Origin of the sequence: Streptomyces phaeolivaceus, assembly GCF_009184865.1 — a bacterium.
Lineage (GTDB): Bacteria > Actinomycetota > Actinomycetes > Streptomycetales > Streptomycetaceae > Streptomyces > Streptomyces phaeolivaceus.
Genome location: NZ_CP045096.1, coordinates 999,641 through 1,026,158, shown reverse-complemented (window position 1 = coordinate 1,026,158; position 26,518 = coordinate 999,641). Strand labels below are relative to the sequence as shown.

Sequence of the window (26,518 nt, the reverse complement as noted above, 5' to 3'; positions counted from 1 at the left end):
GGGTCAGCGCCGTGATCCGACTGCCCGGCCCGTCAGTTGCTCCGACGCCCGGGGCGGTCGGGCTGCCCCGGCCGCGCCCCGTGCCTGTGGGCGGGGACGCAGCGGGACGACGGGGGTCGCTAGCCGCGCGTCGCGGGCAGGACAACGACCCCGTCGTCGTCGCTGACGACCTCGTCGCCGGGAGAGAAGGTTGCCCCGCCGAAGCTCACGGGGACGTCCCGCAGGCCCGTCCGGGCCTTGCCACTGCGGCGCGGGTTGGACCCGACGGCCTTGATGCCGAGGTCCACCTGGCGGAGCGCGGCCACATCGCGCACCGAGCCGTGGATGATGATTCCCTCCCAGCCGTTGGCCGCGGCCGTGACGGCCATGTTGTCACCGAGCAGCGCGGAGTGGCACGAGCCGCCGCCGTCGACGACGAGGACGCGGCCGGCGCCGGGTTCGGCGACCGCCTCCTTGACCAGGATGTTGTCGTCGTGAACGCGGATGGTGGTGGCGATTCCGCGGAAGACGCGGCGGCCGCCGTACTGGTGGAGCTGGGTGTCGCAGGAGTCCAGGCCTGCGCCGTGCTCGTCGTAGAGGTCGGCGGTCGGGACAAGGGGCAGCGTGGTCATCGATGTTCTCCGTGCGGCTCTAGGGCTCGTAGGTGACGGCGGCTTCGGCGGCCGAGGCCAGGCCGAATCCCATGGGCGAGTCCATCTCTTCGAGCAGGTGGGCGACGAGGCTCATGGTGCGGCCGACGAGGGGGACACCCTTCATGGCCCGCAGGGGAAACCCGACGTCGAGCAGGGCTGCCGGGATCGCCCCCGACACGTTGAGCGGCAGCTCACGGCCGTACACGAGCGGGACCGCTCGGGTCATGGCGTGGAGTGCGCTGGTGTGGACACCCTGGGCGCCCAGGCTCTCGGTGAACTCGAGCAGCCTCGCCGCGCGCGGGTCGCCGGCCTTGTGCACCGGATGTCCGACGCCCGGGGCGGCGGCGCCCTGGTCCTTGAGCTGTTGCAGCACGCTCTTTGCCGCGCCGTCCAGGTCGTCGTCCGCTGCCAGGTCGACGATCTGCTTCAGCGCCCGCGCGGTGGTCTCGGAGCTGCCCAGGACGACCGAGCCGGCGCCCAGCAGACCCGCCGCGACGGCGCCCTGGAACGCCTCCGGCGCGCAGGCGTAGGTCATGCGCGCCGCCTGTACGGAGGGGACCAGGCCGTGCTCGCCGATCGCCACGATGCAGGCATCGAGGATGCGCGCCTGCGTCGCGGACGGTCGGCTCCCGGTCAGGAGCACGTAGAAGAACTCGGCGGTGGTCGTCCGGCCGATCAGCTCGTCCGCGAGGTCGAGACCGCGCACGACGATGCGGTCGGGGGTCACCTCCGCCATCGAGGTCTTCATGTGTGTGGATCGAGCCATGTCCTCCACCCTCCCTCTCTTGCGCTATGCGCCATGCTTTGCGCTTAGCGCAAGAGTACAGGAGGTACTCCAGGCGCGGGAGGGGTGGTGGCGGGCGGCGGCAATGGCCAGGGCGCTCGCCTACGAGGCCGGCTCCGCCTCGGGTTCGTCGTTCTCGACCTCGGGCGGGTACGTACCGCCGGTGCGGTCGGTGATGCGTCCCGCGGTGGCACTGATCAGCCGGCCGACCGGCTCGATGTTGCCCTCGTCCAGTTCGCTCGAGAAGGCCAGCGTGCCCACGGACAGATGCGGCTTGCCCGCCCGGTCGAAGACCGGTGCCGCGGTACCGCTCTGGGCGAGATTGAACTGCCGGACGCTCGTGCTGAAGCCGCGCCTGCGCACTTCGGAGAAGACCTTGGCCAGCTCGTCGAGGTCGACGACCGTGTGTTCCGTGAACCTTTCCACGGCCCGGCTGCGGGCCGCGGCGAGGAAGTCACCGAACGGCCGATGGGCGTACGTCGCCTGCATGAGTGCCGGGGCGGAGAACGGGAAGCGGTCGCCGACGTCGACGATGACCCGCACCCCTCGCCGGGGATCCGACACCGCGATGACCGTGTAGCCCCCCGATCCGTCCTGCCTGGCTGCGAAGACGACGTAGCCGAGACGGCGGCTGAGGTTGTCGATCTCCTCCTGGACCACCTCTACGGCCGAGTCGTCGCTGACCCCGGTCAGGGCCAGCAGGCCGGGGCCGAGTGTCCAACCGCCTCGGGATTCCAGCTTGTTGACCCAGCCGGCGCGCTGCAGCGTCGTCAGGATGTTGTAGCAGGTCGAACGATTGAGCCCGAGTTCGTTCACCAGGGCGGTCGGCGAAACGGCTCGTGGCAATTCCGCGGCAAGGCGCTCGAGGATGCGGATCGCTGCGCTCACAGCGGGAACCTCGTTAGGCACGGGCATCTTCCCTGTTAGACGCGGGCCTCCTCGCCACGCTGCCGAGTCGAGCCCGCTTGCGTTAGTCCTAGTGAGAGGACTCTACATCCCGTACGCGGGACACAGGGAGGTTTGGCCACGGCTTCACTGGGAGCGTCCTCGGACGGAGTGTGCCAGTACGGGGTGCTGGCGGAGGGCCTCGCTGATCTGGAAGCGAGCTCGTTCCAGCAGGTTCCGCCGCGTCTCGAGCAGTTGGTCGAAGCCCGTCTCCGTGGGTGTCGTCGCGCAGTTGACGGCGGCGATCACCTGTCCGTCCGTGTCGAGGATGGGCATGGCGACCGAGATGACGCCGTAGGTGAGGAGTTCGTTCGATCCGGCGATCCCGCTGGTCGCGGCGTGCTTGATCGCCGCCAGGAGATCCTGGTGGTCGACCAGGGTCTTGTCGGTGTAGCGCCTGAGCTCGGATCGCGCGAGGACGTCCTCGACGACGTCCGGCGTGGAGGCGGACAGGATCGCGTGCCCCAGGGAAGAGGCGTACGCCGGATACCGGGTGCCCACGGTGGGAGTCAGTTGATACGGCCGTTTCACGGAGACGGTCGCCACGTACACCACGTCGACGCCGTCGAGAACGCCCACGGAAGCGCTGTCGCCGGTCCGGTCGACGATCTCCTGCAGGAACTGGTGCATGACCTCCTGCATGCTCACGGACGACAGGAACGCCTCACTGAGCCTGAGGACGCGCGGGGTCAGGAGGTAGCGCTTGCCGTGGGTGGTGATGAAACCCAGTTCCTTGAGTGTCAGGAGCGACCGGCGCGCCGCGGCGGGGGTCACCCCGATGATGCGGGCGACCTCACTGATGGTCAGTTCCGGCCGCTCCCTGTTGAAGGCCTGGAGAACCTCCAGGCCTTTCGCGAGCGACGAGACGTGATCGGATCCCATTGGCCCTCCCCTCGGCCGCTACGCGGCGACATTGTGCGCTATGCGCAATGAGGATAGCGCGCAGCGCCAACCAGGGCCATTCTCGCCCCCTTGACCTGCTTGACGTCAGTTCGGACGCCCTCGTACTGTGCGCTATGCGAAAAGTTGGTCGCTATGCGAAAGAGTGGGTACGGTCATGGAACGCGAATCCTCGGCACCTCCCGACCCCGCGGACCTTCCCCTACGGGGCCTGCGCGTGGTCGAACAGGGCTCCTTCATCACCGGCCCGCTCGCATCCCTCCTGCTGGGTGACATGGGCGCCGATGTGATCAAGGTCGAGCGGCCCGGCACGGGGGACGTCTTCCGCTCCTACGACGGCACTCTGTACGCCCCCACGTTCCGCGCGGTCAACAGGAACAAGCGCAGCATCACCCTGGACACCCGGGACGCCGAGGACCGTGCGGTCTTCGATGACCTGATCGAATCCGCCGACGTCTACATACACAACTTCCGGCCTGGCGCCGCGGAACGACTGGGCGTCGGGAGCGAGCGGCTGCGGGCCCTCAACCCGGACCTCGTGTACTGCGCCATCAGCGGCCTCGGCAGCACCGGCCCCTACGCGGCGCGCCCCGCATACGACACGGTTGCGCAGGCCTACAGCGGGATGCTCAGCCTGACCCTGGACCGGTCCGATCCCCGGATCAGCGGGCCGGCAGTCGCCGACGCGGTCACCGGGCTCTACGCCGCCCAGGGCGTCTTGGCGGCCCTGGTGCGGCGCGGTATCCGGGGTGGCGGCGGGCTCGTCGAGATCTCGATGATCGAGGCCATGGCGCACTTCCTCGCCGAGCCGTACTCCAGCTTCTTCGGAACGGGCGAGAATCCTGGGCCGTACGGCAGGGCAGCGGTCTCGCAGAGCTATGCCATGCGCTGCTCGGACGACCGTCTGATCGCCCTGCATCTGTCCTCGCCACCGAAGTTCTGGCTCGGGCTCATCAACGCGGTGGGGCTTCCCGAACTGGCCGAGGACCCGCGCTTCGCGGCCCATGCCGCACGGATCGCGAACTACGACGAGCTCCGGGCGATGCTGCAGGCCGCGTTCGCGAAGCGGCCTCGCGACGAGTGGCTCGTGGAGCTGTCGTCGGCGGACGTTCCGCATGCCCCGGTCCTGGAGCCGAGTGAGGCCATCCAGGACCCGCAGTTCCAGCACCTCGGGGTCGTCATATCGGCGCTTCACCCGACCGAGGGGCTGGTCGAGCACATTCGTCCCCCACACCGCTTCGACGGCGCCACCGCCACGCAGATGCTCGCGCCGCCCACCCTCGGCGAGCACAACGACGAGATCAAGAGAGAGCTTGCCGAGCGGAGGCAGGCGAAGCCGCGAGCGGGCGACGGGGCCTGACCGGGCTCCACCCCCGCACCGAGTGCAGGAGAGCGTCATGCTGCGAATCGATGGCCGGCAACACGTCAAGGCCGGGAAAGAACAGGGGGTGACCACCGGCGCCACCATCGCCGAGCCGGTCACCGCCACCCTTGAGACGGATTCCCCCGAGGCTCCCGGGCCGACCGCACCACCGGCCGACGGCGTGCTGACCTTCCAGCGGTGTCGCTGGTGCCGTACTCCCAACTACCGCCGTTCGCTCTGCCGTGCCTGCGGCTCCACGGATCTGGTCTGCGAACGCGGCTCGGGCAGGGGAGTGGTCGTTCGCCGCGACATCACCCTGCACAACACCTGCTTCGTGACCATGGAGGAGGGGTTCAGCCTTTTCTGTAAAGTCACGGGGGCCCCGCCGATGGGAGTGGTGTCCGGGGCCCGGGTGCGCGTGGTGTCCGCCACCGAACCCCCGCGTCAGGCCCTTCCCGTCGTCGAGTTCTGCGGCTCCACGTCGGCCTTCCACCGCTGAGAGCGGCGGAACCCCGGTCGATCCCATGCCGTGCTTCCGCCGGCTGCCTGTGGTCCCCAGCGTTGCTGCAGCCTTCTTGACCGCCTTGACACCCTCAATTTAATGTCTCTCATGCAGGACGTGACGTCCTTGATATAGGACGCCGACTCCGTTGCCTCCTCGTTTCCCGGGTCGTCAGCGGCCCCGAAAGGAGACATCAATGGCCGAAATCGCCGCCGCCCGAACCGCACGGGCCGGAACACTGACCCGCACCCAGCGCCGCTCCCTGTTCGCCGCCAATCTCGGCTGGCTTTTCGACGGGTTCGAGACCTACGCGCTCATTCTGACCGCCGGCGTCGTGCTGCGACAGCTCGACCCGTCCGCGTCGGCGACCCAGGTTTCCTTCCTCACTGGCGTGACCATCTCCCTCACCCTTCTCGGCTGGGGATTCGGCGGGATCCTGGGCGGGATCTTCGCCGACTACTTCGGCCGCCGCCGCGCACTGCTGACGTCGATGGTCCTGTACGCGACCTTCACCGGCCTCACGGCGCTGTCGTGGTCCTGGACCTCGTTCCTGGTGCTGCGGTTCATCACCGGCTTCGCGCTCGGATCCGAGTGGGGCACCGGCACCGCCCTGGTCGCCGAGACCTGGCCGAAGAACGCGCGGGCGAAGGCCGCCGGCCTGATGCAGTGCGGACTGGGACTCGGCTTCTTCGTCGCCTCGGCATGCTGGTACTTCATCGCCCCTCTCGGCGCCGACTCCTGGCGCTACCTCTTCCTGATCGGCGTGCTGCCCGCGCTGTTCGCTTTGTGGCTGCGGCGGAAGGTGCCCGAGTCGGAGCAGTGGACCGCCGCACATCAACGCCGACGCGAGCTGCGCGAGCGTGGCGACGACGAACTGACCGCGGGGGAGCGGTCCTTCACCCGGCTGACCCTGTACCAAGTGCTGTCCGACCCGAAGCTGCGCATGCTGACGATCCTCGGCTCGCTCATGTCCCTGGCCACCACACTCGGCTGGTGGGGCGTCTCCACCTGGGTGCCGGCCTACGTCGGTTCCCTCGCGTCCGACTCCGGGCAGGACGCCGCCGCCTGGGCGAGCCGGGCAGGCATGATCTACAACGTCGGCGCGGTCGCCGGCTACATCGCCTTCGGTTTCCTCGCCGACCGGTTCGGCCGGAGACCCGCGGTCCTGCTGTATTTCGGCGCCTCGCTCGTGCTCACCCCGGTGCTGTTCCTGTGGACGCACGATCTCCGGTTGATCGTGCTCGTCCTCGTCGTGAACGGGTTCTTCACCCTGGGCCAGTACACCTGGATGCCGGTGTGGCTGCCCGAGTTCTACCCGACGCACCTGCGGGCGACCGGTGCGGCGTTCGTGTTCAACGCCGCGCGCTTCATCGCGTTCCTCGGCCCACTGACCGCGGGCGCCATCATCTCCCGGCTCGGCGGCTACGGGATCGCGGCCACCACCGTCGGTCTCATCTACGTGCTGGGGCTCGTCGTCGCGCTCTTCTGCCCCGAGACCAAGGGCAAACCCCTGCCTGAGTGAGTGCCTCCGTGCACAACCCCGGCTGACCCGGGGGGCCCTCCGGCGGAGCATGCGATCACGGATGGGCGAGCACCGTGCCGATGACCGCGCTGGACACCGAGGTGCCGATCGAGCGCATCAGGCTGTTGAGACCGTTCGCCGCCGCTGTCTGGGAGGGATCCAGGGCGCCCCAGGACCGCAGGATCACGACCGCGGCGCTGAACAGACCCAAGGTGATGGTGCTCGCCCAGCCCCAGTCGCCACCCTTGCTGATCGGCAGCAGCAGCGCCACCAGGCCGGCGGACAGGCCCACCGCACCCAGCAGGTCCAAGCCGCCCGGGGCAGACGGTGGGGACTGCGGCACCACCCACATCGTCAGCGCCATGACGAGCAGGCCGATGCCGGCCATGGTGCAGAAGAGCACGTGCCAGTCGACGTGTTCGACGAGCAGGACGCACCCGCGCATGATGCTGAGACCCAGCGCGATGGCCCCCATCACGAAACCCTGCAGAGTCCGCCCCACCACCATGACGACGAGCTGCGAGCGTCGCGGTGATCGCCCAGCTCGCGTAGGACGACGAGGTGCGCAGCAGGGCCGGCAGGGCAGCCAGGACCGGAACGAGCGCCGTCTGGACGGCGCACATCATCCCCGCGAATGCGAGCGCCGCCAGCGCGGCGGCCTCGCCCGGACGGTCGCCCGCCACGATGCCTCCACCACGGCGTGTGGCCGACGGCGGCTCGGCGATCCGCTCGACTGGCGTGCCACATGGATACCGGACACGCCGGACGACGGTGGCAGCATGTCGAAAGCCCTTCTGCTGGATGCGGATGTCCATCGGCAGGTGTGCGCTGTGGCCGCGGGACGTTGCTCAACGCGGACGCGCCGGCGCCCTTCCGGGCAACAGACCCCGCGGACGCGGCGGATCGGTCTGGTTCGAGCTGACGGGCGGCACGCGCGGGGGGACGGACCCGCGCCCACGCGCATAGTCCTGCAGCAGCACGCGCAGTTGGCCCCGGCCCCGGTGCAGGTGGGTGGCCACCGTGCCGATGGGGGTGCCCATGATGTCGGCGATCTCCTGGCGGGTGTACCCCTCGACGTCCGCCAAGTAGACGGCGATCCGGGGCTCCTCCGCTATCGCCTGGAGCGCGGCCTTCACATCCGCATCGGGCAGGAGGTCGAGCTCCTGGCGCTCGGCGGAGCGCAGCCCGTCGGCATGTGCGACCCGGCCCGGGCCGGCTGCCGGTCGTCGGTCTCCTCCGTCCGGCTGCGCTGGGGCTCCCGTCGCATGGTGCGGTAGGTGTCGATGAACGTGCTGGTGAGGATTCGGTAGAGCCATGCCTTGAGATCGGTGCCCTGCCGGAACTGGCCGAAGGAGGTGTACGCCTTCGCGTACACCTCCTGCACCAGACCCTCCGCGTCGGCCGGGTCGCGCGTCATGCGCACCGCGGCCGAGTACATGCCGTCCAGGAAATCCAGGGCCTGCGCGAAGTGCGCGTCGTGCTCCGCGGCGGACTCGTGCGTCTCCCGGCGCAGCTCACTCTCGCGGTCATCGGCGCCGGCCTCCGGATGTCTCGACACGTCATCGCGGCCATCGGGAACTCTGTACGCCGGGCCTGGTCGCGCAGGGCGGCGGTGACGGCCGTGTCCGACGTATGTCTGTCCGCCGAAGTCACACGGCTCGTCAGCGCACCGTCCGCGGTGCCGACCGGTGCCCGATGAGACGCCCCTGGCTGCCGAGCGCGGCATCTGGGCGGTGTCCCGGGTGCACGGACCGCCCTCACCGCGCTGGAGAGGGCCGGCCGCGGAGGCGTCACGGACGGTGTCGAACCCGTCGGGCGTCGTCCCTTGGAACTCCGGTTCTTGAGTCTGCATGGCATCTCCTCATGAACTGATCGATGATCGATCATTCAGGTGGGGGTGTTGGGCGGCTTCTCAGAATGTGCGTCAGTCGGGGCCACTGACCTGCGGGTGCCGGTGCCCACCGGTCCGGGCTGTCCGGGAAACCGGACCGGTGGGCTGTCATCGGGCGGCCGGGCAGAGCAACCGCCGCGAGGGGCGGGTCATCGCGGCCTGGTTTGCCGTCAGGCGTCCGTCAGGCAGACGTCTGCCAGGGCGGTGAGTATCCGGGGCATGGATTCGGCGATTTCCTGGTCCTTGGCCGCGTGGGTGGCGTCAAAGCGGTCTCCGGAGAAGGGCACGGCGAGCTTGATGCCCTCGACGACAGCTCCACCGGCGATGCCCGCAACCTTGCGGGCATCATCCTGGGCCCACACGCCGCCGTACTGTCCGTGGGCGGCGCCGATGACGCCGACCGGCTTCCCGCTGATGGCGCCCTGGCCATAGGGACGTGAGAGCCAGTCGATGGCGTTCTTCAGCAGGGCCGGCATCGCGCCGTTGTACTCGGGTGCGCACAGCAGGAGGGCGTCGGCGGCCCCGGCCGCGGCGCGCAGCGCGTCGGCGGCGGGAACGTTCCCCGGCGTGTCGATGTCCTGGTTGTAGAAGGGGAGTTCGGCCAGTCCTTCGAAGATCTGCACCTCGACGCCGACGGGTGCGTGCGTGACGGCCGCTTCAGCGAGCTGCCGGTTGTGCGAGCCGGACCGAAGGCTTCCGACCAGAGCGAGAATCCGGGTGGGCATGACTGCTCCTTGTTGATGAGTGGTGTGACTGGTACTGGTGCGCGCCTCGTCGTCGAGGTGTTGGGGGCTGACAGTCCCCGTTCGGCGGAGCGAATCGCCGCCGTGACCTCGTTTCCGGCGATCGCGGCGGCGATGAGCCACGCCTGTCGTCCCGGCATCCGTGGCGGGGACGGTCACGTTCACGGGGCGAGGTGCTCGCTGGCCAGTGCCCGGGCCTGCGGGCTCTCCACGAGGCTGAGGTGCCGGACCTCGGGAAGCACCTGGAGTCGCGATCCGGCGATGCCGGCGTGCAGGGCCTCGGCCATAACCGGCGGGGTGGCGTAGTCGTCCTCACCGACGAGCACCAGGGTGGGGGCCGTGATCTCCCCGAGCCGTGCGGAGTCGTCGTAGGCGCGCAGGGCCCGGCAGGCCGCGGCGTGCGCCGGGGAGTCGGTCCGGGTGAAGATCCGGGAGATACGTTCGACCTCGGCCGGGTCCTGCTTGAGGAAGCGTGGTGAGAACCAGCGGTCGACCTGGAAGGCGAGTTGCTGCTCGCGTGGGACCGTGATGGCCTTTGCCGCCCGCTCGCCCCAGGCAGTCTCCTTGCCCGGGCCGTAGTCGGCGGTCGTGTCGGCCAGCACCAGGCTGTGCACGAGGTGGGGATGGCGCACCGCGAGGGCCACCGCCGTGCAACCGCCCATGGAGAGCGCTGCGACCCGGGCCGGCCCGGCGCCGAGGTGGTCGACGAGGGCCGCGACGTCGGCGGCGAGATCAGGGACCGAGAACTCGGTGCCGTCCCACACGGAGTCGCCGTGCCCGCGGGCGTCCGGTGCGACGACCCGGAAACGCGGCGTCAGTTCGTCGATCCATCGGCGCCACAACTCACCGGCCTCGGCGAGGGGGTGGAGCAGGACGACGAGCGGACCGGATCCTTCGTCGAGGTAGTGCATGGAGCCCCAGGGGCGTTCCAGGATCACGGTGCGGTCCTGTCCGCCGCGAGCCGCACGGCCTTGATGATCTCCGGGTAGGTGGCGCAGCGGCAGATGTTGCCCTCGAGGTGATCGGCGATCTCCTCATCGCTCGGCGTCGGGTTCTCCGCCAGCAGCTCCTTGGTCATGAGCACGAAACCGGGGATGCAGTACCCGCACTGCATCGCGTCGCTGTCGACGAAGGACGAGACCACGGGGTCGTCCTCCGCGAGCCCGTCGGCGGTGGTCAGCGGGACACCGTCGTACCGCACGGCCGAGGCCAGGCAGGAGGACACGCTCGTGCCGTCGGCGAGGACGGTGCAGGCACCGCAGGCGCCGACACCGCACCCCTCGCGTGTGCTGGTGATGCCGATCCGCTGGCGCAGCGCGTCGAGCAGCACCGTGGTGTCGTCGACTGCGACCTTGTGCGGTGTGCCGTTGACCCGCAGAGTGATCTCGTTCATCGCTTCGCCTTCCGGGCGTTCTCAGAGGCCGCGAGGTGGTGCAGCACCCGCTCCGGCGTGAGGGGCAGGGTCGTGATGCGGACGCCGCAGGCGTCGCGGACCGCGCCGGCGTAGGCCGGGGCGATCGGCAGGATGGTGGTCTCACCGACGCCCTTGGCGCCGAACGGCCCCTCGCGGTGCGCGCTCTCGACGATGATCGGGGTCATCTTCTCGGGCACGTCCTTGATCGAGGGCAACTGGTAGTCCAGGAGCGTCGCGTTGGTGATCTGACCCTGGTCGAAGACCAGCTCGTCGAACAACGTGTGTCCGATGCCCATCACCGCCGCGCCGGTCAGCTGCTGCTCGACCAGCGTCGGGTTGATGGCCCGGCCGACGTCGCCCGCGATCGCGAGGTGCTGGGTGCGGATCCGCCCGGTGTAGGTGTCGACCGCGATCCGGACGGCCGCGGCACCGGCGAACCAGTGCTCGGTCACCTTCTCCGACAGGCCGGTGTCGTGGTCGTAGGGCACCCACCAGCTGGTGAAGTTCTCCGAGGTGGTGACCGTCGCCCCGCGGGCGCCGAACTTGGCACGCACCAGTTCGGGCAGTGTGACGAGCTTGTCGCTCTTCTTGTGGGTCACGCCCCGTGCGTCGAGCACGAGCTCCCTCGCGGGCACGCCCCACTGCTCGGCCGCGAAGCCCAGCAGCTTGGTCCGCATCGCCTCGGCGACGAGCCGCACGGCGTTGCCCGTGTGGTAGGTCGAGCGGCTTCCCGCGGTGATCGTGTCGTAGGGGGTCGCGTCGGTGTCGGCACGGACGACGTGGATGCGGCGGCTGTCGAGGCAGAGGACCTCGCCGGCGATCTGCGACATGATCGTGTCGCTGCCCTGGCCCATGTCGACCGTGCTGATCAGCAGTGTCGCGGAGCCGTCCTGGTTGAGGTTGAGCGTGGCGTTGGCGATGGTCGGCGTGAGGACCGCCTTCATGCCCACGGCGACGCCCTTCCCGTGCACCCACCGGCCGTCGCCCTGCGGTGTGGGCTTGTCCCACCCGATCGCCTTGGTGACCTCGTCGATGCAGGTGAGGAAGTCGGCGCTGTGCATCTTCGTACCGACGGTGGCGATGTCGCCCTCGCGCAGGAGATGGCGCCGGCGGTAGAGGTAGGGGTCCTCCCCGAGTTCGCGGGCGAGCTCGTCGACGAGGGTCTCGTGCGACCACGTGACCTGGGGGACGCCGAAGCCGCGGAACGGGCCGGCCGAGACCTTGTTCGTGTAGATGCAGCGTGACCGCACGTCGACGCTCGCGATCCGATAGGGCCCGGGCGCGACCAGGCCCGACTTGGCGGCGATCCGCGGTCCGACGTCGGCGAAGGCACCGGTGTCGTACCGCACGTCGGAGCTCACGGCCACGATGTTGCCGTCGGCGTCCGCGGACATCGAGCCGATCACCTCGGCACCGTGCCGAGTGGTCAGCAGGAACGCTTCCTCACGGGTCGCGTCGATCCGGACCCGGCGGCCCGTGGTCCAGGCCAGGGCTGCGGCCAGCGGCTCCAGACGGTCGTACATCTTGCACCCGAAGCTGCCGCCCAGCGGCCGTGTCATGATCCTCACGCGGGACAGTGGCAGGTCCAGCAGATCCGAAACCGTCTGCCGGACGTACGACGGTGTCTGGGTGGTGGAGAGCAACTCCAGCCGGCCGCTGTCGACCCACGCCGTCGTCGACGGCAACTCGATGGGCACGTGATGGGTGGGCGGCGCCCAGGTCGTCGCGGAGACGGTCGTCGCGGCCCGCGCGTGCTCGGCGGCCGAGTCGCCGAGCACCTGCCGGTACTCGTAGGCGACGTTCGTGCCCCGCACGCCGTGCAGGTGGGCGAGGTCGGCGAACACCGAGCTCGGGCGCAGCTCTTCGTGGACGAACGAGTCGCCGCGCAGCGCGTCCTCGACGTCGTATACGGGTGGCAGCTCCTCGTACTCGACGGATATCTCGTCGACGGCGGAGCGGGCGGTCGCGAGGTCGGTGGCGAGCACCGCCGCGACCGCCTCGCCGACGAAGCGGGTCTTGTCGACCGCGAGGCACGGCTGGTCGGCGAAGGCGGGGCCCGTGTAGATGCGGTCACCGAGCACCTTGTACAGGTCGCTGCCGGTGACCACCTCCAGTACACCGTCGATCTCGAGGGCCGCCTCGGTGTGCACGGCCACGATCCGGGCGTGGGGCATCGTGCTGCGATGGACGCCGACGAACACGGTGCCGGGCGCGATGCCTTCGTCACCGGTGTAGCGGATGGTGCCGCGCACCCGGCCGAGTGCGTCGAACCGCTTGCGGCGCTCGCCGACGCCGTAGCGGGGATCGGGCTCGTCGGCAGCGGGCTCCACCTCGACGGGCGGGGTCTTGGCGCGCGGTGTGGTGTGGAGGTTCTTAGTCACGGGGGAGCTCCTTCAGGCTGCGACGGACGGCCTCCTCGACGGCGACCCGGCCCAGGTGCGCCTTGTACGACGCGCTGCCCCGGATGTCGGCGATCGGGTCCATCGCGGAGTTCGCGATGTCGATGGCGGCTTCGACGGCCTGCTGCTCGTCCATGTCCGGCGTGAGGTCGTAGGCCAGGTAGACGGTCGTGGGGGCTACGGCCCCCAGTCCGATCCGGATCTCGACGAAGTCACCGTCGGGGACCGCGAGGACCGCTGCGGAGGCGCAGGGCCAGTCGTGCTCGCTGAGGCTGCGCATCTTGGCGAAGCTTCCCCGCGCGCCCTCGGGCTGGCGCGGCACGGTGATGGCCGTGATCAGTTCGCCGTGCTCGACGGCGGTCTCCTGGAAGTCGGTGAAGAACTCACGGATCGACACCTCACGCGTGCCCGCGGCGGAGGCGAGGTGGACGGTGGCGTCGAGGACGACCAGCGCGGTCGGCGGGTCGAGCCGGTAGTCGCCGTGGGCGATATTGCCACCCGAGCTCGCAGTGTTGCGGACCCGGGGATGGGCGGCCTGCCCGTAGGTCTCGGCAGCGAGCGGAGCGAGCCGCCGCACCTGCGGATCGGTCTCCACCCGGCGCAGGGGCACCAGTGCTCCGACGGTGAGGCCGTCGGCGGTGGCGGTGAGGTCGCGCAGACCGGGAACCCGCCCGATGTCGACGAAGTCCTCCGTGAAGAGCAGGCCCTGCTTGCGCAGGATCTGGATGGCGGTGCCACCGCCGTAGACCATCACGTCGTCCAGCTCGCCGAGCAGGGAGGTCGCCTCTTCGAGGGACTCCGGGCGGTGGACGCGGACGGCGGTCACCTGCGGCCGCCCTTGCGCCCGCCGACCAGGATGCCGTAGGCGAACGACGCGGCGACGGCGAGGCCGAGCACGAGCCAGTTCTGGCGCGGCTGCTCCTCGACCGGAGCCACGGCGAACCGGGCTGCGCCGGCCGGCTGCGGCACCGGGGCCGTCGTCAGGCCGCCTGAGTCGACCGGCTGGGTGGCCGGGACTGCGCGGAGCTTCTTGTCCCCCTCGCCCTTCCCGCTCTGCGGCACCGGGCGGCCGGTGCAGATGGCGGTGAGGGCCTCGGCGAAGTGCTTCTCCACCTCCGCGGTGCGGCGGCGGATCACTGACTCGCCGAGTCGGCCCAGCTTGCCCCGGATACCGAGCTCGAACTCGTAGCTCACCTCGGATGTGTCACCGGTGGCACCCTGCGGGGTCACGGTGAGCGTCGCATCCATCCGGATGGTGCTGCCCAGACGGCGGTCCTCACCGCGCAGGACGGCCTTCACCACCGCCGGCTGCGCTGAGTTCTCGGACATCGTCAGGGAGGTGATCTCCGCTGTGAAGCCTGCCTTGAACCGCACGTGGGCGACCTCGTTGACGAGGCTGCCCTTGTAGTGGGTTTCGTCGGTCTGGACCAGTTCCTCGCACCCCGGAATGCAGGAACTCATCGTGGTCGGGTCGAGGAACAGGGTCACAACCTTGTCGGCTGCGGCTGGAATCGTGAACGAGGACGCTAGTTTCATCGAATGACCGCCATAGAGGATCGTATGTTTTGCATAGAGGACGTTAGAAGGGTGCCTCTGCGACGTCAAGGTGCACGGGTCCGGGCGCTGGGCTGCGGCTCCACCGCGGCCGGCCTCCCGCCTAGCCGCCGACCAGGCCTGCGGCTACCCTTGACAAGGCAGAAGGTGCGCGGAAAGATCCCCCGACCTCCTGGGGTCAGGACCTCGGTGCCGAGACCCCGGCAAGGTGCACGGTTCGACCTCGCACCGCCTTGCTCCGACGGCGCGGCCCGAGCGGAGCGCACCCGCACATGGCACTGCTCCCACCGCGGGGCGGGCGGGCACATGCGACCTGGTGGTGTGGGACATGGCTGCTGACCCGGGCATGCGCGTCGGATCTCCGCGCGTCGGATCTCCGGCGGTGCGTGAGGACTGGTTGGAGCAACTCCGTCCCGACCCCGCAATGCCCGTTCCGGAACCCGTGGCCGACCCGGAACTGGTCGACACCGTGCTCCGCCGCCTCGGACCGGGTGCTGTCGCCTGGGCCGCGCAGGTCGGCGCCGAGGTCGCCGCACGGCTCTCGGAGGGCATCCCGCCCCTCGGCAACGACCCCACCCTGCCCCCGGCCACGGAGTCGATCACGCTCAGCGCCCTGCTGGAGATGAGCGGGGCCGGCGCCGTTCCCGCGATCACCGACGACGCGAAGCGCAACATCACCCAGTGCGCGAACGGTGAGATCACCCTGGAGGAACTGGTCAACGGCCTCCGGCTCGGGCACGCCTGCATGTCCGAGGTGTTCCTGGCCGCCTGTGAGCAACTGGCTCCCCTTGAGCGCCGGGGGGCCTCCCTCCGCTCCGTGTCCGCACGGCTTTTCCAGCACTGGGACCGGTTCGCCAGGACGGCTTCGGAGATCTACAGCCAGGAGCACGCCCGCTTCACGGCCAGCCCGGCGGCCGCACGCGTACGAGCCGTACAGGACCTCCTCTCGCGGGACGAGGGAAGTCTCGCCCCGCGCGGCGGCCTGATCGACGAGTTCGAGGGCGTGCTGCAGTACTCGCTCCAGCAGGTTCACCAGGCCGTTGTGCTCTCCCATGACGGCAGCGGTAGCTCTACGGTCGGCGCCGAGGACCTGCGGAGGCTCGGCTACCGGATAGCGAGGGCGTCGCAGTCCCTCCAGCGCCTCGTGCATCCGGCGGAAGACGAGGTCTGGGTGTGGCTGGGCGGTGTCGGCAGAGGGCTCGAAGCCGTCGACCCGGCGGTGTCCCTGCCGGGCGGGGTCGTGGTCTCCGTCGGAGGACGCGGGGCCGGGGTCGCCGGTTTCCGGACGACCCTCCGGCAGGCGTGCGAGGTCCGTGACCTGCGCGCGCGGGTGAGCAGCCCACCCGCTCTGTGGCGCTACCGGGACTTGGAGGTCGTGCTGCTCATGGCAGCCGACTTCCCGCGCGCACGCGCCTTCGTGGCCGGCCGACTCGACGGGCTGCTCGGGCGGGACCGGCAGGCGGCCGAGCTTCGGCACACCCTGAAGACCTACTTCGACGCGCACTCGAGCCCGAACGAGACGGCGCGGCGGCTGCACATCGCGCGGAACACCGTATCGGCCCGCGTGCACAAGGCCGCAGAGTGCCTGGGGCGCGACTTCGCCGGCGACATCTTCGACCTGCACGCCGCGCTCGTGCTCGCCGACGTCTTCGGCGACGAGATCCTGTGCCAGGGCTGACCGCCTCCGGAGCGCGTGTCGGGCCCTGCGTCGCCCGGTCGGCTCTGTCATTGCGCTGATCGCCCAGTCGGCATCGTAGGAACTGGGCAATCGGACCACTCGGCACCGGACCGTGCGCCGTCGGCTCAGTCGCAGCACACATCGGGGGATGGACGGAACCTTCCGTTCGACCTGGTCCACGGTTTTTAGTTGGCGCGGACAGAATGACGCCTCAATGACCTGGGGAGTGGAGCCGATGTCCGCTATGTTGGATCAACAGTGCGGGGTGTTCATGCCGGGACGCATGCTCCGCCTCGACCTGACGAGCCCTTCCGGCCTGTCCGTCGGGGGGCTGGTATGGGAGTGACCAGCCCGGGCGCGGCACCCGGCATCACGGTCCGCGCCGGTGTCCTGGAGGAGTACAGGACCGCGCCGGTGGTCCGGTCCCGGGCCCTGCCACCGACCCCGCCGGGACACACGCTGATCCGCACGCTCGCGGCGCCGATCAGCCGACTGGATCTGCTCTGCGCCTCCGGTCGGGCGTACCTCGGCGCGCCCGCGCTGCCGTACGTTCCGGGCGTGCAGGGCGTCGGTGCGGTCGTCGGCCCGGCCGGGGACGCGGGCGGCCTGGTCTGGTTCCGCACCTGGGCCGGCATGGCGCCGGGCGACGGCGCCCTCAGCGAAGTGGTGGCCGTGCCGGACGAGGACGTGTTCCCGGTGGTCAACGACGTCGACCCCGGGTTGCTCGCGGCCCTGGGCCTGTCCGCGGTCGCCGCTCTGATGGCGATGACCTGGACGGGTGGACTGGTCGCCGGTGAGTCGGTCCTGGTGCTGGGCGGCGGCGGTGTGGTCGGGCAGTCCGCGATCCAGCTCGCCCGGGCACGCGGCGTGAAACGCGTCGTGGCGCTCTGCCGCTCCGACCGGAGCATGGCTGCGGCCCGGTCCCTGGGTGCCGACTGCGTGCAGATGCGGGACGACGAGAGCCCCGCCGAGCTGGCGGCCCGGATCAACGAGCTTTCGAGCGACCCGTTCGACCTCGTGCTCGACGGGCTGTGGGGGGAACCGGCAGCGGCCGCCATGCTGTGTCTGCGGCCGCGGGGGCGTCTGGTGAATCTCGGCGCCACGGCCGGTGACCAGGCGGTCTTCGCCTCGTCCGTCGTACGCGGAGGTGCCCGGCAGATCCTCGGCTACTCCAACAACGACCTGTCCCGCGAGCAGCTGCTGGCCGCGCTCGACGAGATCGGCGAGCTCGCGGCGGCCGGCCGCCTGGAGGTCGCCTTCGAGCGGGTCCCGCTCGACCGGCTGCCGGAGGCCTGGTCCGCACAGAAGACCGGTACCGCGTCCGCGCGGCAGGTCGTGACGTTCGGTCCGTAGCGGTGCAGCCGCATTTGCAACCACCTACCGGGGCGGTCCGTGGCCGCTCGACCCAGCCGGTCCGGACGGACTGTGACCTGCTCCTGATCATGCCCACCTAGAGGAGACTCCGATGGCGACTGTGTGCGCAGTGATCGCCTCAACGCACCATCCGTTCTACTACCGGGCCAGCACGGCCACCGGAGCCGACCGCCCGCCGTTCGCCGACGAGTGGGTCGCGAAAATCGAACGGTTCCGCGCGACGCTGACCTCGGCCCGCCCCGACGTGCTCGTCATGGTCGGCGCGGACCACTTCCACCAGCTGTGGCTGGACAACATGCCCCAGTTCCTCGTCGGCAAAGCCCCCGTCTACGACGCCAACTGGTGGAACGAGGAACGGGAGTTCGGGCTTCCGCGCATGAAGTTCCAGGGCCATGAGGAACTGTCGGCCCACATCCTCCGGAAGGGGATCGACGCGGGCTACGACCTCGCGTTCAGCAACGAGCTGCGGATCGACCACTCGATCACCTGCCCGATCATCACCCTGAGGCCAGAAGCGGATCTGCCGATCGTACCGATCTACACGAACATCTTCGCGCCGCCGCTGCCCAGGCCGGAGCGGTTCATCAGGCTGGGCGAGACGATCCGGGAGATCATCGACTCGTGGCCGGAGAACCTGCGGGTGGCCGTGATCGGGACCGGCCACCTGTCGCTCGAACTCGGCGGGCCCCGCCAGTTCGGCGAGCACGGACCGGACCCGGAGTTCGACCGCAAGGCCGTCAACTGGATCGCGTCGGGCGACTTCGACGGATGCCTCTCAGAGGTGACGCTCGACAGCCTGCACCTGCCGGGCAACGCCACGCACGGATTCATGGACTTCATGCTCATGATGGGTGTCGCCGGGGAGAACGCGAAGGCGGACTACGTCGACACCCTCGACCTCTACCACACGATGGAGGCCTACTTCACGTGGTACCCGGAAGGGGCCCCGCAGTGAGCAGATATCTCGTCAACAAGTTCCTCTTCACCATTGACCGGGACAGCGAGCTGACGGAGCGGTACCACGAGGACCCGCGCGGAACCGTCGCGTGGTGGGAGGAGCACGAGGCCAACCGGATCCTGGGCGCCCGCGACGACGAGCGCAGCACCTGGCTCGCCTTCGACGACGTCGAGCGGGAGGCGCTCAGCACGCACGACTACGTCACTCTTTTCCACCTGGGTGCCCACCCCTTCCTCACCGTGACGCTGTTCATCGCGCTTTTCGAGCACGACTTCGACGAACCACTGGGATTTCACAGGGAGTACGCGCGCCGCCTGGCGCACGTCACGCTGCCCCATCCCGACATCTCCACCTGACCCGCAAGGTGCAACAGGCCTTCCCTCTTCTTTTCACACTGCTGCTTTCTCTTCACACTGCTGCGTCTGCCCAGGGGTGAGGGGGTCCCGAACAGTGAGGTTCAGACCATGCCAAAGATCAATGTCGCCCGTCTCGTCGCCCCGGGCAAACCGCTTGAGGTCGGCTTGGCCGACAAGCCGGTTCCAGGCCCGAACGACGTCCTGGTCAAGGTCGCGGCCTGCTCGCTCGTGCCCAACTCGTTCAACGTCATCAATGGCTACACCCCGTTCGTGATGCAGGACTTTCCCGCGGTGTTCGGGCTCGACGTGGCGGGGACGGTCGAGGCGGTGGGTGAGCACGTCATCGATCTCGAGGTGGGGGAGCGGGTCTACGTCGACCCGTGGCTGACCTGCAACACATGCCACCAGTGCCGGCGCGGGCGGACCGACCTCTGCCCATACGGCTGCCTGCGCGGTTACATGGCGCCGACGGAACACGGTGGGCAGCTGATCAACCAGTACCCGCTGGGCGGCCTGTCGGAGTACGTGCTGTCCCCGGCGGCGAAGGTCGCCCGCCTGCCGGAGTCGATCGATCTGCTGACGGCCTCGCGGTTCGGATACGTCGGAACCTCGTTCGCCGCTCTCCTCAAGGCCGGCCTCGGCCCCGGCAAGAGCCTGTTGATCAACGGGGTGACGGGAACGCTGGGTGTCGCCGCGGTGGCGATCGCCCTCGGCATGGGCGCGACGAAGATCCTGGGCGTCGGGCGCAACCGCGAACTGCTGGAGCGGGTGCGGCAGATGGCCCCCGGCCGCGTCGAGACGATCTCGTCCGAGGACGGAGTCGACCTCGTGGCCTGGGCGAAGGAGCGCACCGGCGGCATCGGCGTCGACGCGATGTACGACTGCCTGGGCATGGGCGGCGACGCCGGTGGCACCAGCGCGCTCCTGCGGGCGGTCAAGGACGGTGGAGGTGCGGCCCTGGTCGCGGGCGGTGCCGTGGGTGACGTCACGCAGACCTACATGGAGGTGCTGATGCAGGACGTCCACGCCAAGGGATCCAACTGGTTCAACGCGGCGGAGATCGACCGGATGATCGCCATGATCGCCGCCGGCGTGATCGACCTGTCGTACATGGAGCACCGCAGCTTCGCCCTGTCCGAGGTCAACGAGGCTTTCGAGTTCGTCGGGTCGCGGCCGGGGGGCTTCGTCAACGTGGTGGTCCTGCCCGGGGAGAGCGGCACCGCGGCCGCGTGAGAACCGTGTGCGCAGCGATGGACGACGAGCGGAACGACCTCTCCCGGAGGGCTGGCGACCTCTCCCGTAGGGCTGAGGAGTGAGCGGCGCGGCGATCAGGCGGTTGGTGACGGGCCGGCGCGCGGGAGTGACCGGATCCACTGAAACCGCCGGCCCGCGACGGATTGCGGGCCGGCGCCCAGTTCGGACTGGGTACGAAAGGAGCAGTTATGTCGACGGGTAGTCCGTTGACGGTGTGTGCGGCGTTCGATCGGGTGGCGCGCGTGTTTCGCGACTCCGAGGCCGCGGCGGACAGCGTCTCGCGGTTGACGTTCGGTGAGCTGGACGAGGCGTCGCGCCGCATGGTGTCGTTGCTGCGCGCCGAAGGTGTCGTGCCCGGCATGCGCGTGGGGTTGCTGACCCTGCCTTCGACGGTGCACCTGGTGGCGTGGCTGGCGGTGGTGCGGTCAGGTGCGATTCCGGTGGTCTTCCATACCCGTGAGGCGGCGCAACTCCTGGCGCGGCTGTGCGACAAGTTCGACATCGGCCTCGTGCTGCACGACGCGTCGCTCACGCCGACCCTGACCGCGATGGGCGAGGTGTGCGCCGGTCCGCTCAGGGGGATCCCGCTGCGATCCGGCGCCACGGGTTCCGCCGAGGCACTGGTGTCGGGGCGGGAAGTCCCGCGGGACCTGGCAGGGTTCGCGCCGGCTCACGACCTGCCGGTACCGGCCGAGGACGACCCCGCTGTGATCATCCTGTCCTCGGGGACGACGTCGCTGCCCAAGGGGGTCCTGCACAGCCATCGGGGTGCGGTGGACGCGGCACGCACCGCCCTGGGGATCTACGCCGGCCTGCGTCCGGGACAACGGGTGATCGTGCCCTACAGCACCGCCTTCACGGGGTGCTATGCGACGTGGGTGCCGTTCCTCAACGCGGGCGCGTGCTGTGTGTTCCTGGAGAAGTTCGACCTGCCGGAATACCTGGCCGCCATCCGGCGTGAGCGGATCACGCACGTGTCCCTCACCCCGACCATGTGGCGCAAGCTGCTGACGCTGGACTCGAACGCGGACACCTACGCCAGCGTCGTCCAGGCCCAGTTCGCCGCGGAGCCGATGGACAGCACCACACTGCGGCGGATCCGGGACACGGTGTCGCCGAACATCGTCCAGGCCTATGGCTCCACCGAGATGTTCGGCATGGTCAGCGTCAACGTCGCCAAGGACATGCGGGGTGAACGCCTCAACAGTGTCGGACGCCCGTGTCTCAACACCGAGGTGCGCATCGTCCGGGAGGGCGGCAGCGCCCATGACCTGATGCCGGTCGGCGAGGTGGGCGAGGTGATGGCGACCTCGCCGAGTGTGGGCGAGGGCGTCTGGGGCGACGAGGCGTTGACAGCGAAGCTGTTCCACGTGGACGAGGACGGCCGCCGCTGGTGGCGTTCCGGCGATCTGGGCCGACTCGACGAGGACGGTTTCCTGTTCCTTGAGGGCCGCAGCGACGACATGATCATCTCGGGCGGCATCAACATCATGCCCAACGCGGTCGAAGAGGTGCTGCTGGGCCATCCGTCCGTGACTGAGGCGGCAGTCGTCGGTCTGCCGCATCCGGAGTGGGGCCAGCAGGTCCACGCCTTCGTGGTGACCGGTGACCCGTCGTTGACGGCGAAGGCCCTGGAGGACTTCATGGCCACGTCGCCACTGTCGGGCTACCAACGCCCGCGCAAGTTCCACTTCGTGTCGTCGTTGCCGAGGACGGCGACCAACAAGCTGAACCGCCGGCGGCTCCGCGAAGCGGGAGAACCGGCTCGGGAAGCCGTGACCGAGTCCGGCTGAACGGTTGTCCGCAACCGAGTCGGAGGAAGCTGGAAAGGACTGTCATGCCTGATTACCAACCTCCCCTGGACGATCTGAAGTTCGTCCTCAACGATGTCCTCGCCGTGGGACACCTGACGGAGTTCTCCGGTTTCGAGAACGTCGACGAAGACCTCGTCTCGTCCACGATCGATCTTTTCGGCGATTTCGCAGCCAAGGAGATCGCACCGTGGAACGCCGAAGGCGACCGCGTGGGCGCAACACTGGGCCCGGACGGTGTCGTGTGCGCGCCCGGCTTCGTCGACGCCTATCGTGGCTACGTCGACGGCGGCTGGCCTTCGCTGACCTGTCGCACCGAGGATGGTGGCGACGGCATGCCGGGCTTCCTCTACACCATCATCGAGGAGGTACTCGCCGGCGCCAATTTCTCCTTCGCCATGGCCCCACTCACCTCACCGGGCGCGTACGAGGTGATCAGCCGGCGTGCCTCCGACGAACTCAAGGCCCGGTACCTGCCGAAGATCGTCACCGGTGAGTGGATGACGGCGATGTCGCTGACGGAACCCCACTGCGGAACGGCGCTGGGTCTGTTGCGGACCCGGGCGGAGCTGAACGCCGACGGCAGCTTCCGGATCACCGGCACGAAGATGTTCAACAGCTGGGGCGATCACGACCTGACCGAGAACATCGTCCACCTCGTCCTCGCGCGGCTGCCCAACGCACCGGAAGGGATCAGGGGGATCAGCCTGTTCCTCGTCCCGAAGTACCTCGTGGGGCCCGACGGCGAACTCGGTGAGCGTAACGGGTTCTCCGTCAGCTCGCTGGAGAAGAAGCTCGGCGTCCACGCCAGCCCGACCTGCGTGACGAACTTCGACGGTGCGACCGGCTATCTCGTCGGAGCCCCGAACCGCGGCATGGCGAACATGTTCATCATCATGAACCACATGCGGCTGGCGACCGGAGCCTGTGCCGTGGGCGTATCGGACGCGGCCTACCGCAACGCGCTGAACTACACCCGCGAGCGCCTGGCGGGACGCTCGGTGACCGGCCCCAAGCATCCCGAGCTGCCCGCCGATCCGATCATCGTGCACCCCGACGTACGCCGGATGCTGATGACGATGCGTGCCCTGGTCGAAGGCGGGCGGGCCTTCTGTTTCTGGGTGAGCCTGAACCTGGACCTCGCCGCGGTTCACCCCGACCCACTGGAGGAGGAGGCCCACGAGGCACTGGTCTCGCTGCTCACGCCCGTGGTCAAGGCGTTCTTGTCCGACAAGGCATCCGAGTGCACCGACATCGCGCTGCAGTGTTTCGGCGGACACGGCTTCATACAGGACAACGGTGCCGAGCAGTACCTGCGAGATGTGCGGATGCTGCGGCTGGGGGAGGGAACCAGCGGCATCCAGGCGATGGACTTCATCGGCCGCAAAGTGGTGGGCGACGACGCCCAGACCCTGAGCCGGTACTTCGACTCGATCCGGCAGACGCTCGACCTGCTCGACGGGACCGGTCTGCCCGGCATCACCGACGAGCTGCGACAGGCCCTGGACTCGGTCGTGCGGCTCACACAGGAGGAACTCCCCCGCTGGAAGAGGGACCCGGAAGGCATGGCGGCGGTGTCGCTGGACTACCTGCACATGGTGGGGTACCTCTCCCTCGGGTTCATGTGGGCGAAGATGGCCGGCACTGCGGACAAGGGTCTGCAGGGGGCCCCGGCGGACCCGACGTTCCTCCAGAACAAGCTGCGGACCGCACGCTTCTACTGCTCCTACCTGCTGCCCGAGATCGAGACGCTCGCCATCCGGATCCGGGCCGGCGGGAGCGCCGTCATGGCCATCCCCGAGCATGAGTTCTGAGTCGGCGGCGCAGCCGGGCCGACCCTCACTCCCGCACCCCCAACGATCGCCGTCCGCGACCAGCGGCGGCACATCACAGAGGAACGTCATGACTGAACAACCGCTCGTCCGCACAGAGATCAAGGGCTCCATCGCCATCGTCACCCTGAACCGGCCGGAGAAGCGCAACGCCCTGTCCCAGAAGCTGTACTACTCCCTGAAGGATACGTTCAGCGAACTCCCGGACGCGGTGCGGGCGGTCGTGTTCACGGGTGAGGGCAAGCACTTCTGCGCCGGGCTCGACCTGGCCGAGCACCGGGAGTCGGAGCCGTTCGAGAGCAGTCTCTTCTCGCGGGCCAGCCACGAGATCGTCAAGTCGATCCGGTACTGCGGGCGTCCCGTGATCAGTGCCCTCCAGGGCGCGGTCATCGGCGGCGGCTTCGAGATGGCGTCGGCGACGCAGATCCGCGTCGCCGACACCACGACGTTCTTCCGCCTGCCCGAGGGCAGGCGCGGATTCTTTCTCGGCGGCGGCGGGACCGTCCACGTCTCGCGGCTCCTCGGACCCGACCGGATGACCGAGCTGATGCTCACCGGCCGCAAGGTCGACGCCGAGGAGGGGCAGCGGCTGGGCCTGAGTCACTACCTCGTGCCCGAGGGCGAGTCCCTCGCCAAGGCCCTGGAACTGGCCGAGCAGGTCAGCGAGAACGCCCCCATCGCCAACTACATGATCGTCAACGCGATCAGCCAGATCAGCGAGATGCCCAGCGAGGCCGGCCTGTTCACCGAGAGCATCGCCCAGGCGCTGTCCCTGACGCGGGCGGACGCGAAGCAGGGGATCGACGAGTTCCTGATCAACAAGCGCGACGCCAGGTTCGGGGCATGAGCGCGCCGGGAACGGCAGCGGGAACGAGCGGTGGGCCGGAGATGCTGGTCGAGCGCGACGTCGCCATCCCCATGAGCGACGGTGCCGTGCTGCGGGCGAACGTCTACCGGCCCGCCGACGGCGGCCGTTGCCCGGTGATCGTGTCGGCGACGCCGTACGGCAAGGACGTGCACGTCCGGAATCTGTTCCCGTCCGTCTGGCAGGTGCTGCTCGATCACTACCCGGAGGTTCTCGAGGCCTCGTCCGGGCAGCACATGATCTGGGAGTGCATAGATCCCGAGGTGTGGGTCTGTCACGGCTACGCCGTGGTGCAGATGGACGTGCGGGGCACGGGCAAGTCGGCAGGCTTCATGGAGCCGAACTCGCCGGCGCAGATCGACGACTGCTGCGACGCGATCGCCTGGGCCGGCGAGCAGCCGTGGAGCAGCGGATCGGTGGGACTGGTCGGGCTGGGTTACATCACCGCGGCGAACTGGCGGGTCGCGGCGCGCAAAGCACCCTGTTTGAAGGCGATCATCCCCTGCCAGGGGACCTACGACTTCTACCGCGACCGCACCCACAACGACGGCATCTACTCCAGCGGCTTCACCACCCACTGGTGGGAACGCGAAGGGAAGAACAACCAGCACGGCAACCCCGCCTGCACGTTGCCCGACATGTACACCGGCGAGGTCAACACCGGTCCGCCGCTGAGCGAGGAGGAACTGGTCCGCAACCGGGTCGACTACCCCGGCGAGATTCTCGCCCATCCGTTGCTCGACGAGTGGCACCAGGCCCGGACCGCCGATCTCGCGGCGATCGACCTGCCCGCGCTGGTGGTCGCGAACTGGGGCGGGCTCGGGCTCCAGTCACGCGGGACGATCAACGGCTGGAAGGGGCTGTCCTCACCTGAGAAGTGGCTTCTGGTGGAAGACGGCTCCTACTTCTTCACGTTCTTCACCCCCGAACGGGTCGCTCTCTTCCGGGCCTTCTTCGACCGCCATCTGAAAGGGATCGACAACGACTTCGACCTGTCGCGGGTGAGTGTCGCGGTCCGGACCGTCGACGGCGGGGCCGACATCGTCGAAGGCTCGGACTGGCCGCTGCCCTCCACGACCCTGCGGTCCCTGCACCTGGACTTCGCCGAGAACATGCTGTCGCCGACGGCACCAGAGCGGCCCACCCAGGCCTCCTACTCGCCGTTCGAGGACGCTGTGATCCTCTCGACGGCCCCCCTGGAGGAGGAGCTGACCCTCGCCGGGCCCCTCGCGTCGCGGCTCTGGCTGTCGTGTGAAACCCCCGACACCGACTTGTTCATCACGGTCCAGGCGTTCGCTCCCGATGGCGAGGAGGTGACGTTCCTGGCCGCGGTCGACCCGGCCGCGCCGCTGACGCAAGGCTGGTTGCGGGTCTCCCAGCGCAAGCTCGATCCCGACCGCTCGACCGAACTGGAACCTCTCCATACCCACGACGAGCGACAGCCCCTTGTGCCTGGAGAGGTCTACGAGGTGACCGTCTCGCTCTGGCCGACCAGCCTGCGGCTCCCGGCAGGCAGCCGCCTGCAACTGACCATCGCCGGCCGGGACTTCGAGCGGGCGGAGGGTCAGAAACCCGTGGTCTTCATGTCGCACGACGATCCGCGGGACCGTCCGGCGGAGATCTTCGGCGGACGCGTCACGCTCCACTCGAGCCCCGAATGGCCTTCAGCCGTGGTGCTTCCCGTTCTGTGAACCCCGCCACCGGCGACGTATCCGCGGCTCGACCGGAACCGGTTGGAGAA

Annotated in this window: 23 protein-coding genes and 1 pseudogene; 12 read left to right on the top strand and 12 right to left on the bottom strand. The window is 69.2% G+C overall.

Annotated elements, in window-relative coordinates; genetic code table 11:
• Positions 1-119: 119 nt before the first annotated feature.
• From rraA to F9278_RS04970, 4 genes are all read right to left on the bottom strand, one after another.
• Entirely contained in the window at positions 120-611 is a 492-nt protein-coding gene (gene rraA, locus F9278_RS04985; RefSeq protein WP_152167180.1) for a ribonuclease E activity regulator RraA, read from the bottom strand.
• 19 nt (positions 612-630) lie between these two features.
• Positions 631-1,398 (bottom strand): citryl-CoA lyase, encoded by a 768-nt coding sequence (locus F9278_RS04980; RefSeq protein ID WP_152167179.1) that lies wholly within the window; start codon positions 1,396-1,398, stop codon positions 631-633.
• Between the two features lie 120 nt (positions 1,399-1,518).
• Positions 1,519-2,304: an IclR family transcriptional regulator gene (locus F9278_RS04975; RefSeq protein ID WP_193241370.1), complete on the bottom strand. Its 786-nt coding sequence runs from the start codon at positions 2,302-2,304 to the stop codon at positions 1,519-1,521.
• A 144-nt stretch (positions 2,305-2,448) separates the two neighbouring features.
• Positions 2,449-3,243 carry an IclR family transcriptional regulator domain-containing protein gene (locus tag F9278_RS04970; protein WP_152167177.1) on the bottom strand — a complete coding sequence of 265 codons (795 nt, stop codon included), beginning with the start codon at positions 3,241-3,243 and terminating at the stop codon, positions 2,449-2,451.
• A gap of 175 nt (positions 3,244-3,418) precedes the next feature.
• On the opposite strand from F9278_RS04970, the gene F9278_RS04965 reads away from it, so the two are divergent.
• From F9278_RS04965 to F9278_RS04955, 3 genes are all read left to right on the top strand, one after another.
• Positions 3,419-4,621 carry a CaiB/BaiF CoA transferase family protein gene (locus F9278_RS04965; RefSeq protein WP_152167176.1) on the top strand — a complete coding sequence of 401 codons (1,203 nt, stop codon included), beginning with the start codon at positions 3,419-3,421 and terminating at the stop codon, positions 4,619-4,621.
• A gap of 37 nt (positions 4,622-4,658) precedes the next feature.
• Entirely contained in the window at positions 4,659-5,123 is a 465-nt protein-coding gene (locus F9278_RS04960) for a zinc ribbon domain-containing protein (RefSeq protein WP_152167175.1), read from the top strand.
• A gap of 199 nt (positions 5,124-5,322) precedes the next feature.
• Positions 5,323-6,648 carry an MFS transporter gene (locus F9278_RS04955; RefSeq protein WP_152167174.1) on the top strand — a complete coding sequence of 442 codons (1,326 nt, stop codon included), beginning with the start codon at positions 5,323-5,325 and terminating at the stop codon, positions 6,646-6,648.
• Positions 6,649-6,703: 55 nt separating this feature from the next.
• Here F9278_RS04955 and F9278_RS48445 read toward each other — a convergent pair whose 3' ends face one another.
• The 8 genes and pseudogenes from F9278_RS48445 to F9278_RS04915 all read right to left on the bottom strand — a co-directional run bounded on the left by F9278_RS48445 (position 6,704) and on the right by F9278_RS04915 (position 14,631).
• Positions 6,704-7,123 carry an MFS transporter gene (locus F9278_RS48445; RefSeq protein ID WP_152167173.1) on the bottom strand — a complete coding sequence of 140 codons (420 nt, stop codon included), beginning with the start codon at positions 7,121-7,123 and terminating at the stop codon, positions 6,704-6,706.
• Positions 7,124-7,496: 373 nt separating this feature from the next.
• Positions 7,497-8,161: pseudogene (locus tag F9278_RS04945) on the bottom strand (sigma-70 family RNA polymerase sigma factor).
• 548 nt (positions 8,162-8,709) lie between these two features.
• Complete coding sequence (locus F9278_RS04940) at positions 8,710-9,264, bottom strand: NADPH-dependent FMN reductase (protein ID WP_152167172.1); 555 nt, start codon at positions 9,262-9,264, stop codon at positions 8,710-8,712.
• 179 nt (positions 9,265-9,443) lie between these two features.
• Positions 9,444-10,220: an alpha/beta fold hydrolase gene (locus F9278_RS04935; protein ID WP_152167171.1), complete on the bottom strand. Its 777-nt coding sequence runs from the start codon at positions 10,218-10,220 to the stop codon at positions 9,444-9,446.
• Positions 10,217-10,675 carry a (2Fe-2S)-binding protein gene (locus F9278_RS04930; protein ID WP_152167170.1) on the bottom strand — a complete coding sequence of 153 codons (459 nt, stop codon included), beginning with the start codon at positions 10,673-10,675 and terminating at the stop codon, positions 10,217-10,219. The genes F9278_RS04935 and F9278_RS04930 overlap by 4 nt, the downstream gene beginning before the upstream one ends.
• Positions 10,672-13,077, bottom strand: coding sequence for a xanthine dehydrogenase family protein molybdopterin-binding subunit (locus tag F9278_RS04925; protein ID WP_226966639.1), 2,406 nt, complete (start codon positions 13,075-13,077; stop codon positions 10,672-10,674). Before F9278_RS04925 ends, F9278_RS04930 begins: the two co-directional genes overlap by 4 nt.
• Entirely contained in the window at positions 13,070-13,921 is an 852-nt protein-coding gene (locus F9278_RS04920) for an FAD binding domain-containing protein (RefSeq protein WP_226966638.1), read from the bottom strand. Before F9278_RS04920 ends, F9278_RS04925 begins: the two co-directional genes overlap by 8 nt.
• Entirely contained in the window at positions 13,918-14,631 is a 714-nt protein-coding gene (locus tag F9278_RS04915; protein WP_152167169.1) for a CoxG family protein, read from the bottom strand. The genes F9278_RS04920 and F9278_RS04915 overlap by 4 nt, the downstream gene beginning before the upstream one ends.
• 346 nt (positions 14,632-14,977) lie before the next feature.
• Here F9278_RS04915 and F9278_RS04910 point away from each other — a divergent pair, with 346 nt between their 5' ends.
• The 9 genes from F9278_RS04910 to F9278_RS04870 all read left to right on the top strand — a co-directional run bounded on the left by F9278_RS04910 (position 14,978) and on the right by F9278_RS04870 (position 26,468).
• A complete protein-coding gene (locus F9278_RS04910; RefSeq protein ID WP_152167168.1) occupies positions 14,978-16,327 on the top strand; it encodes a PucR family transcriptional regulator in 1,350 nt (449 codons plus the stop codon).
• A 336-nt stretch (positions 16,328-16,663) separates the two neighbouring features.
• The gene (locus F9278_RS04905; protein ID WP_152167167.1) at positions 16,664-17,680 is read left to right on the top strand and encodes a quinone oxidoreductase family protein; all 1,017 of its coding nucleotides are present in this window, start codon (positions 16,664-16,666) and stop codon (positions 17,678-17,680) included.
• 112 nt (positions 17,681-17,792) lie between these two features.
• Entirely contained in the window at positions 17,793-18,656 is an 864-nt protein-coding gene (locus F9278_RS04900; protein ID WP_152167166.1) for a DODA-type extradiol aromatic ring-opening family dioxygenase, read from the top strand.
• Positions 18,653-19,015: a hypothetical protein gene (locus tag F9278_RS04895; protein ID WP_152167165.1), complete on the top strand. Its 363-nt coding sequence runs from the start codon at positions 18,653-18,655 to the stop codon at positions 19,013-19,015. Before F9278_RS04900 ends, F9278_RS04895 begins: the two co-directional genes overlap by 4 nt.
• A gap of 108 nt (positions 19,016-19,123) precedes the next feature.
• Positions 19,124-20,248: an alcohol dehydrogenase catalytic domain-containing protein gene (locus F9278_RS04890; protein ID WP_152167164.1), complete on the top strand. Its 1,125-nt coding sequence runs from the start codon at positions 19,124-19,126 to the stop codon at positions 20,246-20,248.
• Between the two features lie 209 nt (positions 20,249-20,457).
• Positions 20,458-22,062 carry a class I adenylate-forming enzyme family protein gene (locus F9278_RS04885; RefSeq protein ID WP_152167163.1) on the top strand — a complete coding sequence of 535 codons (1,605 nt, stop codon included), beginning with the start codon at positions 20,458-20,460 and terminating at the stop codon, positions 22,060-22,062.
• 44 nt (positions 22,063-22,106) lie between these two features.
• Positions 22,107-23,894 (top strand): acyl-CoA dehydrogenase C-terminal domain-containing protein, encoded by a 1,788-nt coding sequence (locus F9278_RS04880; RefSeq protein WP_152167162.1) that lies wholly within the window; start codon positions 22,107-22,109, stop codon positions 23,892-23,894.
• Between the two features lie 88 nt (positions 23,895-23,982).
• Positions 23,983-24,759: a crotonase/enoyl-CoA hydratase family protein gene (locus tag F9278_RS04875; protein ID WP_152167161.1), complete on the top strand. Its 777-nt coding sequence runs from the start codon at positions 23,983-23,985 to the stop codon at positions 24,757-24,759.
• Positions 24,756-26,468 (top strand): CocE/NonD family hydrolase, encoded by a 1,713-nt coding sequence (locus F9278_RS04870; protein WP_152167160.1) that lies wholly within the window; start codon positions 24,756-24,758, stop codon positions 26,466-26,468. The genes F9278_RS04875 and F9278_RS04870 overlap by 4 nt, the downstream gene beginning before the upstream one ends.
• The last annotated feature ends 50 nt before the right edge of the window (positions 26,469-26,518 follow it).